Consider the following 14036-nt stretch of genomic DNA (forward strand, 5'->3'; position numbering starts at 1 on the left):
CCCACACCTCACCCCTCGAGCTTCAGGTACCTGCACCAGAAATCGGCAAGTACCTCAAAACCAGGATCAACGACGCTTCATGGACTGGAAGAATTCGTCGTTGGTCTTGGTGTCCTTGAGCTTGTCCAGCAGGAATTCGATGGCGGCGGTGTCATCCTCCATGGAATGCAGCAGCTTACGCAGAATCCAGACGCGCTGGATGTCAGCCTCGCTCATCAGCAGATCCTCGCGGCGGGTGCCGGAGCTGCGAATGTTGATGGCCGGATAAGTGCGCTTCTCGGCGATCTTGCGGTCCAGGTGCACTTCCATGTTACCGGTGCCCTTGAACTCCTCGTAGATCACCTCGTCCATCTTGGAGCCGGTGTTGACCAGGGCGGTGGCAAGGATGGTCAGGCTACCGCCTTCTTCCACGTTACGGGCCGCACCGAAGAAACGCTTGGGCTTCTCGAGGGCGTGGGCGTCCACACCACCGGTCAGAACCTTGCCTGAGGACGGAATCACAGTGTTGTAGGCACGGGCCAGACGGGTGATGGAATCCAGCAGGATCACCACGTCTTTCTTGTGCTCAACCAGGCGCTTGGCCTTTTCGATCACCATTTCCGCCACCTGAACGTGACGGGCCGGCGGCTCGTCGAAGGTGGAGGCGATAACCTCACCGCGTACCGTACGCTGCATTTCGGTCACTTCTTCCGGGCGCTCGTCGATGAGCAATACCATGACATGGCATTCCGGACTGTTGCGGGTGATGGACTGGGCGATGCTTTGCATCAGCAGCGTCTTACCGGCTTTGGGCGGGGAGACGATCAGGCCACGCTGGCCCTTGCCGATGGGCGCCACCAGATCCAGAACCCGGGAAGAGAGATCCTCGGTGCTGCCGTTACCGGCTTCGAGCATAAGACGCTCGTCCGGAAACAGCGGCGTGAGGTTCTCGAACAGGATCTTGTTTCGGGCGTTGTCCGGCTTGTCGAAGTTAATCTCGTTAACTTTCAGCAGGGCAAAGTAACGCTCGCCGTCTTTGGGCGGACGGATCTTGCCGGCAACGGTGTCACCGGTTCGCAGGTTGAAGCGGCGAATCTGGCTCGGCGACACGTAGATATCGTCGGGTCCGGCAAGGTATGAGGCATCGGCGGAACGGAGGAAGCCGAAACCATCCTGCAGAATTTCCAGTACGCCATCACCGTAGATGTCTTCGCCGCTTTTGGCATGCTTCTTCAGGATCGTGAAGATAACATCCTGCTTGCGCGACCGGGCCAGGTTATCAAGGCCCATCTCTTGCGCAATATCGAGCAATTCGGGCACGGACTTCTGCTTGAGTTCAGTAAGATTCATAGGTTGTTAGATTTTCGGAATGGAAGTAAACGAATATTGGAATGACAGGAATGCCCCTGAACGAATTGATCGGATACTAGTTGAACTTGGTGCTGGCCAGATGGAGCAACCGGTATAGATGAAAGCCGGAAAAGTACTGAAGCCAGAGACAGGAAGAACAACCGTTCGCCGGGCAACACGGATAATCGGCCACCTGACCTGTGAATGTCAAGTGATGCTGACCAAATTTACACCAATCGCCGCTCATGTCAAAGGGGAAATACCACCACACACATCCTCCTCCCTCTGATGAGATACTCCCCTTCCATTCCCGTGCAGCTACGGGGATACTGACCACAATCAGTGATTTAACCTGCGGAGTAACACCATGAGCAGCGACAAAAGCGACGAACTCAAACCCCTGAACATTGCCATCCTGACAGTATCCGACACTCGCGGGGCCGATGAGGACACCTCCGGCCAGTTTCTTGAAGACAGCGTTGTTGAGGCCGGTCACCAATTGATCGCACGGCGAATTCTCCCGGACGATGTGTATCTGGTTCGCGCGTTGATGTCCGGCTGGATCGCCGATGCGGACATTCACGCAATCATTATTACCGGCGGGACCGGTTTCCATGAGCGCGATAGCACTCCGGAAGCCGTCGCACCGCTGCTGGATAAAACCATTGATGGCTTTGGCGAGGAATTCCGCCGACTGTCGGCCTCAGAGATTGGCACTTCCACGATCCAGTCCCGCGCATTTGGGGGGCTGGCCAACCACACAGTCATTTTCTGCCTGCCCGGATCAACCGGCGCGTGTCGCACCGGATGGAACGGCATTCTGAGTACGCAGCTGGACAGCCGTCACGGACCGTGCAACTTCTCGGCACTGGCGCTGGGCAAACCGGACCGCCCCCATCACCGGCTGCATGAAAAGATTGGCAACAGGGGACAGCGATAGTCATGGCAGGCCAACAGCTAACGCCGCTCGAGGAAGCCCTCGCCCGGCTACTGACACAGGCAACCCCGCTGACCGGGTCGGAGACCGTGCCGCTGACCGAGTGCCTTGGCAGGGTGCTGGCAGAGGACCATCACGTGCCGGCGGATGTGCCACCAGCGGACAACAGCGCGGTGGATGGGTACGCCCTGAGAACACAGGATTTCGTCCCGGACAGCCCCCTCCCGGTGTCGGCCCGGGTGCCTGCGGGGCAGGCCCCGGCAGCGATTGAAGCCGGCACGGCGGTTCGTATTTTTACCGGCTCGGAGATTCCCGAAGGCGCGAATGCGGTGGTGATGCAGGAGTGGGTGGAGGTGACCGATGCCGGCATAGTGATCCGCACCGATGTCAGCGAGGGCCAGAATATCCGCCGCCGTGGACAGGACCTGAGCCAGGGGGATCTGGCCCTCGCGCGGGGCACCCGCCTGCGCCCCCAGGAAATGGGGCTACTGGCTTCCATGGGAATCGCCCGCGTGCCGGTATTCCCCCGCCTGAAAGTTGCGATCCTGAGCACAGGCGATGAACTTGTTGAACCGGGCACCGCTCTAAACCCCGGACAGATCTACAACACTAACCGGTTTACCCTGCTCGGTTTGCTGGCTGATACCTGTTGCGACGTGGTGTTGTGTGAAACGCTCCGGGACTCGCGGGAAGCCACTCAGACAACGCTGAAGCGCGCGGCCAGCGAGGCAGACCTGGTGATTACCAGCGGCGGCGTCTCGGTGGGCGAAGAGGATCATGTGCGGGCGGTGCTGGAGGAATCCGGCGAGCTGTCCCTGTGGCGCCTGGCCATCAAGCCGGGCAAGCCACTGGCTTTTGGCTCGATTGAGGGCACACCGGTTCTGGGCCTGCCGGGCAATCCGGCGGCGGTGCTGGTCGCGTTCCTGGTGGTGGCAATTCCTTACATCCGCAAGCGCCAGGGCGTCTCGGATTATCGGGTTTCCGGTGAACAGCTGCCAGCAGCCTTCAAGATGGACTCGGCCTCCGTTCGCAAGGAGTTTGTCCGGGCGCGGAAGGAGACCCATGGGCAGCGGGTGGAAGTGGCGGCCTACCCGAATCAGAGTTCCGGAATGCTGAGTTCCGCCTGCTGGGCCGATGGCCTGGCGGTGGTGCCGGAGCACACAACCGTCAGTCCCGGTGATATGATTACGTATTATTCCTTTGCAGAGTTTCTGGGGTAACCATGAGTAACGAGAACACGCTGACTGTTCATTTTTTTGCCCGCCTGCGGGAGGAGTTGGCGACTGACAGCCTGACGCTTCCTGCGCGGCCCGACGCCACCGCCGGGCAGGTGCTGTCTGAACTGGCAGCGAAAGGCGGCCCGTGGGCCCAGCTGGATGGCAAGCAGCCGGTGATGATTGCCGTCAACCAGGCCATGGCCAAGCCGGAAACGCCACTCAAGGCGGGGGATGAGGTGGCCTTTTTCCCGCCGGTGACAGGAGGCTGAAGTGAATCATTCCGTTACGGTTCAACACGAGGATTTCGATGCCGCCGTGGAGTATCAGGCATTGCGGGGCAGTGGCGCCGGTACGGGAGCTATTGCGACGTTTACCGGGCTGGTGCGGGACAGTGGCGACATGCAGGGCGTGACGGGGCTGTTTCTGGAGCATTATCCGGGAATGACGGAGCGGGTGATCGAGGATCTGATTGAGCAGGCGGCCAAGCGCTGGGATGTGCGTGAGGCGCGGGTCGTTCATCGGGTCGGTGAGTTGGCGCTGTCTGATCAGATTGTGTTTGTGGGGGTGTGCAGTGCCCACCGGGGGGATGCGTTTGCGGCCTGTGCATTCATTATGGACGCTTTGAAGACGTCGGCACCGTTCTGGAAGAAGGAGATGACGGAGTCCGGGGAGCACTGGGTTGAGCAGAAGGATGCTGATCTGGCTCGTAGTCAGAGTTGGGAATTGTAGGTTCCCTGGTGGCCTCATATTGGAGTGCGTCGGCCGGTCACTAATGCGGGTGGGTGGCTTGGTTTACTCATGGCCATAAAAAAACCGCCCGTGAACCTTGGCTCAGGGGCGGTTTCGGGCGTCCGGTCGGCAATCAGAGATTGCTGTCCAGGAAGGCCGCCAGTTGGGATTTGGACAGTGCGCCCACTTTGGTGGCGTCCACGTTGCCGTTCTTGAACAGCATCAGGGTGGGAATGCCGCGGATGTTGAACTTGGGCGGGGTCTGTTCGTTTTCGTCGATGTTCAGCTTGCAGATTTTCAGCTTGCCGTCGTACTCATCGGCGATCTCTTCCAGTACCGGCGCGATCATTTTGCAGGGGCCGCACCACTCTGCCCAGTAGTCCACCAGTACAGGTACGTCAGACTGCAGTACGTCCTGCTCAAAAGATGCGTCAGTTACGTTTACGATATTTCCGCTCATTACCATTTCCTGATTCAGGCACCTTTCACTCTCGATACCAAGCGGATACCACTTGGATACCATACGGCCCATGCCGCAGCGATTGGTGCTGTTGAACGTTGCTGAAGGCTGCATTCTGTTCAAAAGCAGCCGTTCACCCTCATCTCAATACGCAATACTTTACGCGATTGATCAGCTGTCTGTGAAGCGGTTCTGCCCGTCTCTCGGTTTCTCGCTATACTGGCGGTGAGTAAAATCCGATGGCGACCATTACTGACAGGTCCGCCGGAATTCGCTTATAGTACCGGCACATGCCTAGAGGAATTCTTCACACGTGACGGCCACCCCCTCTGCCGAATCCAATGCCACATCGCCCGAGCTGCTTGCGGCTATCGACATGGGCTCCAACAGTTTCCATATGGTGGTTGCCCGGCTGGTCCACGGTGAAATCCGCACCCTGGAGAAAATGGGCGAGAAGGTTCAGCTCGGCGCCGGGCTCGATAGTCATAACCGTCTCACCGAGGAAGCTCAGCAACGCGCCCTGGCCTGTCTGGGCCGGTTTGCCCAGCGCCTCCGCGGGATGCCGCCCGAGGCGGTGCAGATTGTTGGCACCAATGCCCTGCGGGTCGCCCGCAATGCCCAGGAATTCATGGCCCGCGCGGAGGAGGTTCTGGGCTATCCGGTGGAGATCATTGCCGGGCGTGAGGAAGCCCGCCTCATTTACCTTGGCGTGTCCCATACCCTGTCCGACGATGTCGGCCGGCGGCTGGTGATTGATATTGGCGGCGGCAGTACCGAGTTCATCATCGGCGAGCGCTTTGAGCCCCAGGAACTGGAAAGCCTGCACATGGGTTGCGTGTCGTTCCGCAACCGTTATTTCGCCGATGGCAAGATCACCCGTCGCCAGATGGACAAGGCCGTCACCCATGCCCAGCAGGAGCTGCTGAATATCCGCCAGCATTTTCGCAATGTCGGCTGGCAGAGTTCTGTCGGCTCGTCCGGCTCCATCAAGGCGATCGCCAGTGTTCTGGCGAGCCTGAAGATTACCGACGGCACCATCACCCTGGACGCGATGAACGAGCTGCGCCAGCGCCTGGTCAGCATGGGCAAGGTCGAGAAGCTGGCGGATCTTGGCGTACGCACGGACCGCCAGAGCATCTTTCCGGCGGGTTTCGCCATTCTGATGGGCGCGTTCCAGTCGCTTCAGATCGAGGAGATGACCTTCACCGAAGGCGCCCTGAGGGAGGGATTGCTCTACGATATTGTCGGCCGCATCCAGCATGAGGATGTGCGTGAGCGGACCATCGCGGCGCTCCAGGAACGCTACCATGTGGATCAGGATCACGGCCGTGCCGTGGAAGAGACCACCATCTCCGCCTGGGACCAGGTAGCGGATACTTGGGCGCTCCGTACCCTGCCGGATGAGGAGGTCCTGCGCTGGGCCTGTCGCCTGCACGAGATCGGGCTGACCATTTCCCACAGCCAATACCACAAGCACGGCGCCTACCTGTTGCGCTACTCCGACCTGCCGGGTTTCAGCCAGCAATTCCAGCGGGATCTGGCCACTCTGGTGAGAGGCCACCGGCGCAAGTTCTCCTCAGCCATTTTCGAAGAGCTCGACCCCGAGGACGTACCGCGACTCAAGTACCTGTGCGTGCTGGTGCGGCTCGGGGTACTGCTTCAGCACCCCAGGAATATGGAACCACCTCCCGCCTTTCGACTCCATGCCGGCGAGAACCGGCTGGCGATCGAATTTCCCGATGGCTGGTTTGATGAGCGCCCGCTGACTCTGGCGGATCTGGAAAATGAGCGGGACTATCTGTCGAAGCAGGGCTTCAAGCTGGAGCTGACTGCTGACACCTAGCCAGACGGGACACTAGGCAACCAGCTCCGCTTCCAGGCTTTCCACGGTTTCGCTGATCTCCAGCCATTCGGCTTCCACGTCTTCCAGGCGCCCATTGAGCCGGGCCTGTTTCCCCAGCAACTCCTTCAGTTGCTGCTTGCCCTCATCCTGGTAGAGCTCCGGCGCGGATAACTCCCCTTCCAGGGTCGAAAGGCTCTGTTGCAGCTGCTCCATCTCCTTCTCAAGCGCGGACTGCTGTTTACGATAAGGGCTCAGTTTCTGCCGTATGGCCGCTTCGGCGCGCTTGCGCGCCTTGCGGTCATCGGCACTCTCACCGACCACATTCGTATCAGCCGCCGATTGCCCCTGGGCTCCGCCTTGCTGCGGCTCCCTCATCGGCGGTTCGGATTCGTCCTTGCGGCGGTCTGCCAGCCAGCGCTCGTAATCCTCCAGATCGCCATCGTATTCCGCCACCCGGCCATCGTTAACCAGCCAGAACTCATCCACTGTGTTGCGCAGCAGGTGGCGGTCGTGAGAAACCACTACAATGGCTCCGGCAAAGTTCTGTAATGCCATGGTCAGGGCCTGGCGCATTTCCAGGTCCAGGTGGTTGGTAGGCTCATCCAGCAACAACAGGTTCGGCTTCTGCCATGCGATGACGGCCAGGGCAACCCGGGCCTTCTCCCCGCCGGAGAATGAGCGGATCGCACTCAGGGCTTCATCGCCGTGGAAGTCAAAACCGCCGAGAAAGTTGCGAATACTCTGCTCGGACGCTTTGGGCGACAATCGCTGCAGATGCAGGAACGGGCTGGCGTCCAGATCCAGGGATTCCAGCTGGTGCTGGGCAAAATAACCCACAGACAGGTTCTCACCGCAGGTGCGCTCACCCGCCACCAGGGTGGTCTGCCCCCGCAACGCATCCATCAGGGTCGATTTGCCGGCGCCGTTGGGCCCAAGCAGACCGATCCGACTCCCGGACAGCAGTGACAGATTGACCCCTTTGAGAATCACGGTGTCTCCGTATCCGGCGGCGCCATGACGAATCGACAGCAACGGGTTGGACACCTTGTCCGCCATTGGAAACTCGAAACTGAATGGTGAGTCTATGTGTGCCGGTGCTATTTTTTCCATGCGCTCGAGCGCCTTGACCCGGCTCTGGGCCTGACGGGCCTTGGTGGCCTTGGCCTTGAAGCGGTCGATGAAACGCTGAATTTCGGCGATCCGTGCTTGCTGGCGCTCAAAGCCAGCCTGCTGCTGGGCCAGACGCTCGCCACGCTGACCTTCAAATGCTGAGTAATTACCCGTATAGAGTTCCAGTTTGCGCCGTTCGAAATGAACCACGTGAGTGGCAACCCGATCCATGAAATCCCGGTCATGGGAGATAAACAGCAAGGTGCCACTGTACCGGCGCAGCCAGTTCTCAAGCCAGAGACAGGCATCCAGATCCAGGTGGTTGGTGGGCTCGTCCAGCAATAACAGGTCGGACGGTCTCATCAGCGCCTGGGCCAGATTCAGACGAATTCGCCAGCCGCCGGAAAACGCCGACACAGGCCGTTCGGTATCGGCGTCGGAGAAGCCCAGCCCTCGCAGCAATATCTCGGCCCGGCGCGGTGCAGACCAGGCTTCATGCACATCAAGCTCGCCGTGGATGCGGGCCTGGGCGTGATCATCACCCCGCCGTTCCGCCTCGGCCAGCTCCCGCTCCATTCGGCGCAGGTCGTGGTCACCATCCAGCACGAAATCACGGGCGCTTCGCCCGGATGCCTCGACCTCCTGGGCCATATGGGCAATGCGACATCCACCGGGGAGTGACACACTGCCCTGCTCGGGGGAGAGCTGCCCCAATAAAAGCTGGAACAGACTGGATTTGCCAGCGCCGTTGGCGCCGACAATGGCAACCCGCTGGCCCGGCTGAATAGTGAGGCTGACGGTGTCTAGCAACCAGACACCGCCCCGTTGTAAACTGAGATCCGTTATCGTTAACATGCTGTCATTTTATCAGGGTACGTTCCACAGAGAAGGCACAGGGCCAAGATGCAGGACAACCGGGAACAGCCGTCACTGGAAATGGAACCGGATAACCCGCTCTGGCGTTTTGCTCTGGCATTCTGGAAATATCCGGGCATTGAGTCGACCTGCCTGGCGTTACAGGGTAAAGGCTGGAGCGTTACACGGATTTTAGGCGCCTGCTGGCTTACCATTTCGGGCCAGAAATACATCGGTAATGAAAGCGATACGGTAACAGAGTGGCGCGCCCATGTAACCGGGGCCCTGCGCTCAGCCCGACAATTTATTCCCCGGAACAACCCGGAGACAGACAACTTGCGAGCCAGCATCGCCAAAAACGAACTGGAAGCCGAGCGGATTGAGCTGGCTTTGAGCTATCAAAGCCTCGCCAACAGCCAACAAGAGAGCGCCGGCATGCATGAATCGGAACAACTGGCCCGTACCAACCTCGAAGCGGCAGCACCGGAGACGGTTATGGACATGGAAACCGGACAACTGTTAAGCGCCCTCACTCGCGGCCTCCTGGCTTTTGCAGCCGAGGATCAGGGGACATGATTATGAAATGGCTTATCCGTCTCGCCTTTCCTGCGCTTGGTGTTCTGTTGGTGCTGATTTTCTTCGGCATCAACGAGCCGGAACCCAAAGCGGTGGAAAGTACACCAAAGGAAACGGACAGCAACGAGATCCCCGCCTTTGAGGGTCTGGTGCCATCACCGGTGCCAGTAGAAGGCCCCGACATTGTTTTCAAGTGGCAGGACCGCAACGGCAGCTGGCACTACGCCGACAAGCCCCCCGAAGACGGCCCGTGGAATGCGCTGGCGATCGAGCGCCAAAGCAACGGCGGCATGTCACGCCCGGCGGAACCGGATCCGGAGACCGACTGGCAATCACCCTACAGCGCTCCTTTCTCCCTGGCGCCTTCCTCGCCCACCAACAACGGCAGCTGAGCCCCTGGCCAGTTTCTTAACACATGTTCAGTGGCATCTGACTACAGAACCCGTTACCTTTCCCCTTTTCAGATAAACACAATATGGGGCTCCCCCGGAGCCCCCGCTCACAACATAGGACTCTGCAATGAAGAAAATACTGCTCGCTCTGGCAGTATCCGGCGTTGTTGCCGGCTGCTCCACGCAAACCGACTCAAAGAAAGATCCCGGCCTGGAATCCACTGATCAGAAGGTCAGTTATGGCATGGGCCTGGTGCTCGGCGAACGCATGAAGAATGACCTGCCGGATCTGCAGATGGAACAGTTCCTCCAGGGCATCGAACACGGTCACAAGGGCGACGAGGAAGTGAGCCGGATGAGCCGGGAGGAAGTCCAGGAGGCGCTGATGGCATACCAGAAGCAGCTCCAGGAGCGTGACAACGCTCAGAGGGATGAACTGGCCGAGAAAAACAGTGAAGCTGGTGAAGCCTTCCTCGCCGAGAATGCAGAACGTGACGGTGTGGAAACCACTGATTCCGGACTGCAATACGAAATTCTGGAAGAAGGCGACGGCGAAAAGCCGGCTGAAAGTGACCAGGTCAAGGTCCATTACACCGGCGAACTGCTGTCTGGCGAAGTGTTTGACAGCTCCCGCGAACGCGGCGAGCCAGTCACCTTTGGTCTCAACCAGGTCATTCCCGGCTGGACCGAAGGCCTTCAGCTCATGAACGAAGGCAGCCGGGTAAAACTGTACATCCCCTCTGACCTGGCCTATGGCCCAGGCGGCAACCACAGCATCGGGCCGAACGAGACCCTGGTGTTTGATGTGGAGCTGATCGAAGTCAATCCGGAGTAATTCGCTACACCGCCTGCAGCCTCGGCGCTAATTGCCGCGGGCTGCGGGCATCCATCCTTCCCCGAGGCCGTCAGGCCGAGGACATCACCTTCTCTGCATGCACGTTGTGCAGGTGCTCGATCAGGTAATCTTCCATCTCGAACCGGCTCTCCAGAATTTCTCCCAGTTCGGACAATTGATCGAACAGCTCCCGGACGTCGCTCTCGTTCAAGGCCTTTCCATCCAGGCGATCATTGAAATTCAGCGCCGTCTCCGTGGTCTGTGTGATGCGCGGATACAGTTTGGCGGCCAGTTCCAGACCACCGTCGTTGAATTCCCGGGCTTCCTGAATCAACTGCTCATAGATTTCAAAATGACCAGCCGACACGTAATCCACGAGGACTTCACAGAGCCGGACAAATTTCTCCCGCAGGGCTTCTGTCTGGGTGAAATCGCTTTCTCCGGACAACTCGCAATAGTGCACCAGCAACTCCTGGCGCTCCTTCAACCAGCGATCAATCAGGTCGCTGACGCCACCCCAACGTTCCCTGGCATTACGGCAATTTTCCAACATGACGCCTTTCTCCAGTTACCAGACATACCCGGTGTTCGTATTCGATTTTTTGTTATGTCGTGACTCAAGGTACCCCATGGCCATAGTTGGCCGCAACCGTTTCAGCCACCAGTCCACTCAGACCTTTTGCCAGTGTGAAACAGCATAACCAGACCGGTAATTACCAGCAGCGAGAAAAACACCGCCGTCCACCCGGGGATGCTCAACCCGAGGAAACGCCAGGTGACTTCCGCGCAATCACCGGTGCCCCGGAGCGCGGTGGTCAATACTTCTGTCAGGGGCAGGACATCCAGCATGTAATCCACGGAAGGACCGCACGCGGGCACCTGATCCGCGGGCAGGCTCTGCAGCCACAACTGCCGCCCGGCCACTGCCAGCCCGGCACCGGAGGTGACAGCCAACAGCAAGCCGTACAGGCGCACACCAAGGCCTTTCGGGTTATGGAGTACTGCCAGCAGACTCACCACACCCGCGCCCATAAACCCGAACCGCTGTAGCCAGCACAAGGGGCAGGGTTCCAGCCCCATGACATGCTCCATGTAAAAAGCCACACCCAGCAGCGCGACGCACACAACAAAGATTACGGAAAACACCAGTCTGGAAGTCAAATGCACACCTCGGAAATGACATTCTGGCCCTGCGTCCCCGACCACGGCTGGTCAGGGTGTCAGCGAATGCTGCAAGTGGTCACCGGGCCTGTTATTCTGCGAAAACCAGGCGGTTATCGCCGTAGCTTCGTCACTAAACCCTAAACCATAGTGAACTTCAAGCCTATGACACTTCAGCTAAAGCGCTTTTTTCTGGTCCTGCTGTGCCTGCTCCCCGCACTGCCAGCCATAACAACCGCACAGGAAGAAGAAGTGGAGGAGACCGGAGAGGCCCAGGAAGCCACCATCACCGATTACATAGAGATGGATCCGTCGTTTGTTACCCATGTCGGCGAACCCGGCAACAAGCTCATCTACCTGAAAACCTCGGTCACCCTTCGTGCGTCAAAGGAAACCACCCGCCCGGCCGTCGAAGCCCACATGCCAAAGCTGAGGCACGAGCTGGTGATGCTGTTCGGGGAACAGACCGATGCTGACCAACTGGCGACCGGCGACGGGCAGACTGCCCTGAGGGAAGAAGCAAAACAGCGGATAAATGCGGTGTTGGAAGAACAGCAAACCGGCGAGGAAATCACTGGCGTCCTGTTTACCGAGTTCGTAGTGCAGAAATAAACGGGCGCTGCTGAGGTGGCTCAGGCAATCCTGGAGAATAGGTCATCACCGATGGATGCCTGCTCACTGGCGAGCTGCGACGCATCCTCCCAGCCAGCCTCCCAGGCTGCTATAACCACATCACCCCGGTAAGGGCAGCGGCTTCGCTCCATACGCATGGATGCCGCCATATACCCCTGGCGATAAGCCTTGTTCAGCGACTCAACATCCCACCCAAGCTTGAAATCCCTGGCCATGCCCATTCTCCCTGATCCTGATTGCTGAGGTAACAAACAGTGACGCGCCTGTTACGAAAGCTAACAGCAGGTGCCGGAGCCTGACAAATATTTGTTCATATTTTGTGCGACAGGTCCGGACCCGGTGTGAACCGGGCCGGTATCAGTGCCGATCAGGAACGCAGGTACTGCGCCAGGAACTCGTCAAAGGGCTGGGTATCGGCGGCTTCCATTCTCTCCTGCGCTTCCAGGGACTCCGCGCTCATGCGCTCAAAGTCCGCGAGCGTGGTCTCGGAGAATGGCTCCTCGCGCAGAGTCTGCTGATGCTGGCGCGACATTTCCTGAACCCACTCCCGGTGGCCAAGGCCGGATTGTGACATGGCTTCCGTCACCCTGGCGGATGGCACCAGGCCCGGTGACGTCAGCTTTTCGCGCTGAGCTTCGAGCGCACGGCGATAGGCGTCGCCACCAGTCCAGCTGTCGAGCCGTTCCGCCAGGGGCTCCAGTTCCGACAGTATCCTGGCAGCCGCTTCGCTCGCCGGGGCTCTACGGCCCTCACGGCACAGCGCCAACTCAACATTGCGACCATGGGCCACCACGTCCTTGTAATTGTCATCAAGCCGTTCACATTCGGCATCGCCAATGCGGGGGCTATCCGCCAGCAGGCAATCCAGCAGGAACAGATCCAGGAAATCGATCTGGCTTTCGGTCACGCCCACCGGAGAGAACGGATCCAGGTCCAGACAGCGCACCTCGATGTACTCCACACCCCGGGCTTCCAATGCCTGTATCGGTTTCTCTTCTCGCTCGGTGGTACGTTTCGGGCGCACCGCACTGTAATACTCATTCTCGATCTGCAGCACGCTGGTGTTGATCTGGATAAACTCGTCACCCCGGCGCGTACCAATCGCTTCGTAATCCGGCCAGGGTGTGTGGATCGCACGGTCCAGGGTCCGGGTATAGGTGCTCAGTTCGTTAAAACAGATATTCAGGGAGGACTGGGCATTATTGTGATAGCCCAGGTCTCCCATCCGCAATGACGTGGCATCCGGACCATGCCAGGTGTTGTCATTGAAACGGGCCAGGTCGTGTTTCACGCCGGCGACAAAGCTGGCATCCAGAGCTGGCGACGCTCCGAACAACAGCATCAGCAGCCAACTGCGGCGACGGAAGTTCCGGATCAGCCAGAAATACTGGTCTGACTTGAAATCCTTCAGGCTCTGCTGGTTCCCCAGGGCCTGCTGCCACAGCGACCAGAATCCGTCCGGCAACGACAGGTTATAGTGGGCGCCGGCAATGCTTTGCATCATCCGCCCATACCGTACCGCCAGGCCCTGGCGGTACACGTGCTTGAGACGACCGATATTGGACGTTCCATATTCCGCGATAGGAATACTGGCATCACCGTCCAGCTCGCTGGGCATGCTCGCCGCCCAGAACACTTCATCGCCCAGGTTCTGCTGCACAAACCGGTGCACATCCCGCAACGAGGACAGCAATCCGCCCGTGCTGTCGCACACCGGCGTAATCAACTCCAGCAGGGCTTCTGAATAGTCCGTGGTAATTCGTGGATGGGTCAGCGCGGACCCCAGGGCCTTGGGGTGGGGTGTCTGGGCAATAAAGCCGTTACGGTCGACCCGCAGGCCTTCCTTCTCCACCCCCTTCAGAAAACCGCCCCAGTCATTGGCTGAGAACTGGTGAAAGATATGATGGCGGGATTCAGCCATGAATGACTCCTGCTATAGCGGGTAACGGCCCTATCAGC

At 59.1% G+C, this 14036-nt stretch carries 16 protein-coding genes; 9 read left to right on the forward strand and 7 right to left on the reverse strand.

Annotated elements, in window-relative coordinates; translation table 11 throughout:
• Positions 1 to 66 precede the first annotated feature (66 nt).
• Positions 67 to 1329: a transcription termination factor Rho gene (rho, locus tag ACJO5Y_RS05735; protein ID WP_406985466.1), complete on the reverse strand. Its 1263-nt coding sequence runs from the start codon at positions 1327 to 1329 to the stop codon at positions 67 to 69.
• A 367-nt stretch (positions 1330 to 1696) separates the two neighbouring features.
• Between rho and moaB the strand changes: the two genes are divergently transcribed.
• The 4 genes from moaB to ACJO5Y_RS05755 are packed head-to-tail and all read left to right on the forward strand — an operon-like array spanning position 1697 to position 4212.
• Complete coding sequence (gene moaB, locus ACJO5Y_RS05740; RefSeq protein ID WP_406985467.1) at positions 1697 to 2269, forward strand: molybdenum cofactor biosynthesis protein B; 573 nt, start codon at positions 1697 to 1699, stop codon at positions 2267 to 2269.
• A gap of 2 nt (positions 2270 to 2271) precedes the next feature.
• Positions 2272 to 3486 carry a molybdopterin molybdotransferase MoeA gene (locus ACJO5Y_RS05745; protein ID WP_406985468.1) on the forward strand — a complete coding sequence of 405 codons (1215 nt, stop codon included), beginning with the start codon at positions 2272 to 2274 and terminating at the stop codon, positions 3484 to 3486.
• Between the two features lie 2 nt (positions 3487 to 3488).
• The gene (gene moaD / locus ACJO5Y_RS05750; RefSeq protein WP_406985469.1) at positions 3489 to 3752 is read left to right on the forward strand and encodes a molybdopterin converting factor subunit 1; all 264 of its coding nucleotides are present in this window, start codon (positions 3489 to 3491) and stop codon (positions 3750 to 3752) included.
• 1 nt (position 3753) lies between these two features.
• Positions 3754 to 4212, forward strand: a complete 459-nt coding sequence (locus tag ACJO5Y_RS05755) for a molybdenum cofactor biosynthesis protein MoaE (protein ID WP_406985470.1) — start codon at positions 3754 to 3756, stop codon at positions 4210 to 4212.
• Between the two features lie 133 nt (positions 4213 to 4345).
• On the opposite strand, the gene trxA is transcribed toward ACJO5Y_RS05755, so the two are convergent.
• On the reverse strand, positions 4346 to 4672 hold the full coding sequence (gene trxA, locus ACJO5Y_RS05760) for a thioredoxin TrxA (RefSeq protein ID WP_012139190.1): 327 nt from the start codon (positions 4670 to 4672) through the stop codon (positions 4346 to 4348).
• Positions 4673 to 4985: 313 nt separating this feature from the next.
• Between trxA and ppx the strand changes: the two genes are divergently transcribed.
• A complete protein-coding gene (gene ppx, locus ACJO5Y_RS05765) occupies positions 4986 to 6515 on the forward strand; it encodes an exopolyphosphatase (protein ID WP_406985471.1) in 1530 nt (509 codons plus the stop codon).
• 12 nt (positions 6516 to 6527) lie between these two features.
• Here the strand turns inward: ppx and ACJO5Y_RS05770 are convergent, their stop codons facing one another.
• Positions 6528 to 8480 carry an ATP-binding cassette domain-containing protein gene (locus tag ACJO5Y_RS05770; protein ID WP_406985472.1) on the reverse strand — a complete coding sequence of 651 codons (1953 nt, stop codon included), beginning with the start codon at positions 8478 to 8480 and terminating at the stop codon, positions 6528 to 6530.
• A 48-nt stretch (positions 8481 to 8528) separates the two neighbouring features.
• Between ACJO5Y_RS05770 and ACJO5Y_RS05775 the strand changes: the two genes are divergently transcribed.
• The 3 genes from ACJO5Y_RS05775 to bamJ all read left to right on the forward strand — a co-directional run bounded on the left by ACJO5Y_RS05775 (position 8529) and on the right by bamJ (position 10283).
• Positions 8529 to 9056 (forward strand): DUF2390 domain-containing protein, encoded by a 528-nt coding sequence (locus tag ACJO5Y_RS05775; protein WP_406985473.1) that lies wholly within the window; start codon positions 8529 to 8531, stop codon positions 9054 to 9056.
• Positions 9053 to 9448, forward strand: coding sequence for a DUF4124 domain-containing protein (locus ACJO5Y_RS05780; RefSeq protein ID WP_406985474.1), 396 nt, complete (start codon positions 9053 to 9055; stop codon positions 9446 to 9448). Before ACJO5Y_RS05775 ends, ACJO5Y_RS05780 begins: the two co-directional genes overlap by 4 nt.
• A gap of 127 nt (positions 9449 to 9575) precedes the next feature.
• Positions 9576 to 10283 (forward strand): BamJ family beta-barrel-assembly machinery protein, encoded by a 708-nt coding sequence (bamJ, locus tag ACJO5Y_RS05785; protein WP_406985475.1) that lies wholly within the window; start codon positions 9576 to 9578, stop codon positions 10281 to 10283.
• A 70-nt stretch (positions 10284 to 10353) separates the two neighbouring features.
• Here the strand turns inward: bamJ and rsd are convergent, their stop codons facing one another.
• Together rsd and ACJO5Y_RS05795 are read right to left on the reverse strand one after the other, a co-directional pair.
• Positions 10354 to 10836 carry a sigma D regulator gene (gene rsd / locus ACJO5Y_RS05790; RefSeq protein WP_406985476.1) on the reverse strand — a complete coding sequence of 161 codons (483 nt, stop codon included), beginning with the start codon at positions 10834 to 10836 and terminating at the stop codon, positions 10354 to 10356.
• A gap of 101 nt (positions 10837 to 10937) precedes the next feature.
• Positions 10938 to 11444 carry a disulfide bond formation protein B gene (locus ACJO5Y_RS05795; protein WP_406985477.1) on the reverse strand — a complete coding sequence of 169 codons (507 nt, stop codon included), beginning with the start codon at positions 11442 to 11444 and terminating at the stop codon, positions 10938 to 10940.
• Between the two features lie 165 nt (positions 11445 to 11609).
• On the opposite strand from ACJO5Y_RS05795, the gene ACJO5Y_RS05800 reads away from it, so the two are divergent.
• Positions 11610 to 12056 (forward strand): flagellar basal body-associated FliL family protein, encoded by a 447-nt coding sequence (locus ACJO5Y_RS05800; RefSeq protein ID WP_406985478.1) that lies wholly within the window; start codon positions 11610 to 11612, stop codon positions 12054 to 12056.
• Between the two features lie 20 nt (positions 12057 to 12076).
• On the opposite strand, the gene rmf is transcribed toward ACJO5Y_RS05800, so the two are convergent.
• On the reverse strand, positions 12077 to 12292 hold the full coding sequence (gene rmf / locus ACJO5Y_RS05805; RefSeq protein ID WP_406985479.1) for a ribosome modulation factor: 216 nt from the start codon (positions 12290 to 12292) through the stop codon (positions 12077 to 12079).
• Positions 12293 to 12444: 152 nt separating this feature from the next.
• A complete protein-coding gene (gene gshA / locus ACJO5Y_RS05810; protein ID WP_406985480.1) occupies positions 12445 to 13998 on the reverse strand; it encodes a glutamate--cysteine ligase in 1554 nt (517 codons plus the stop codon).
• Positions 13999 to 14036 lie beyond the last annotated feature (38 nt).

It is taken from the genome of Marinobacter alkalisoli (assembly GCF_045449855.1).
Taxonomy (GTDB): Bacteria; Pseudomonadota; Gammaproteobacteria; order Pseudomonadales; family Oleiphilaceae; genus Marinobacter.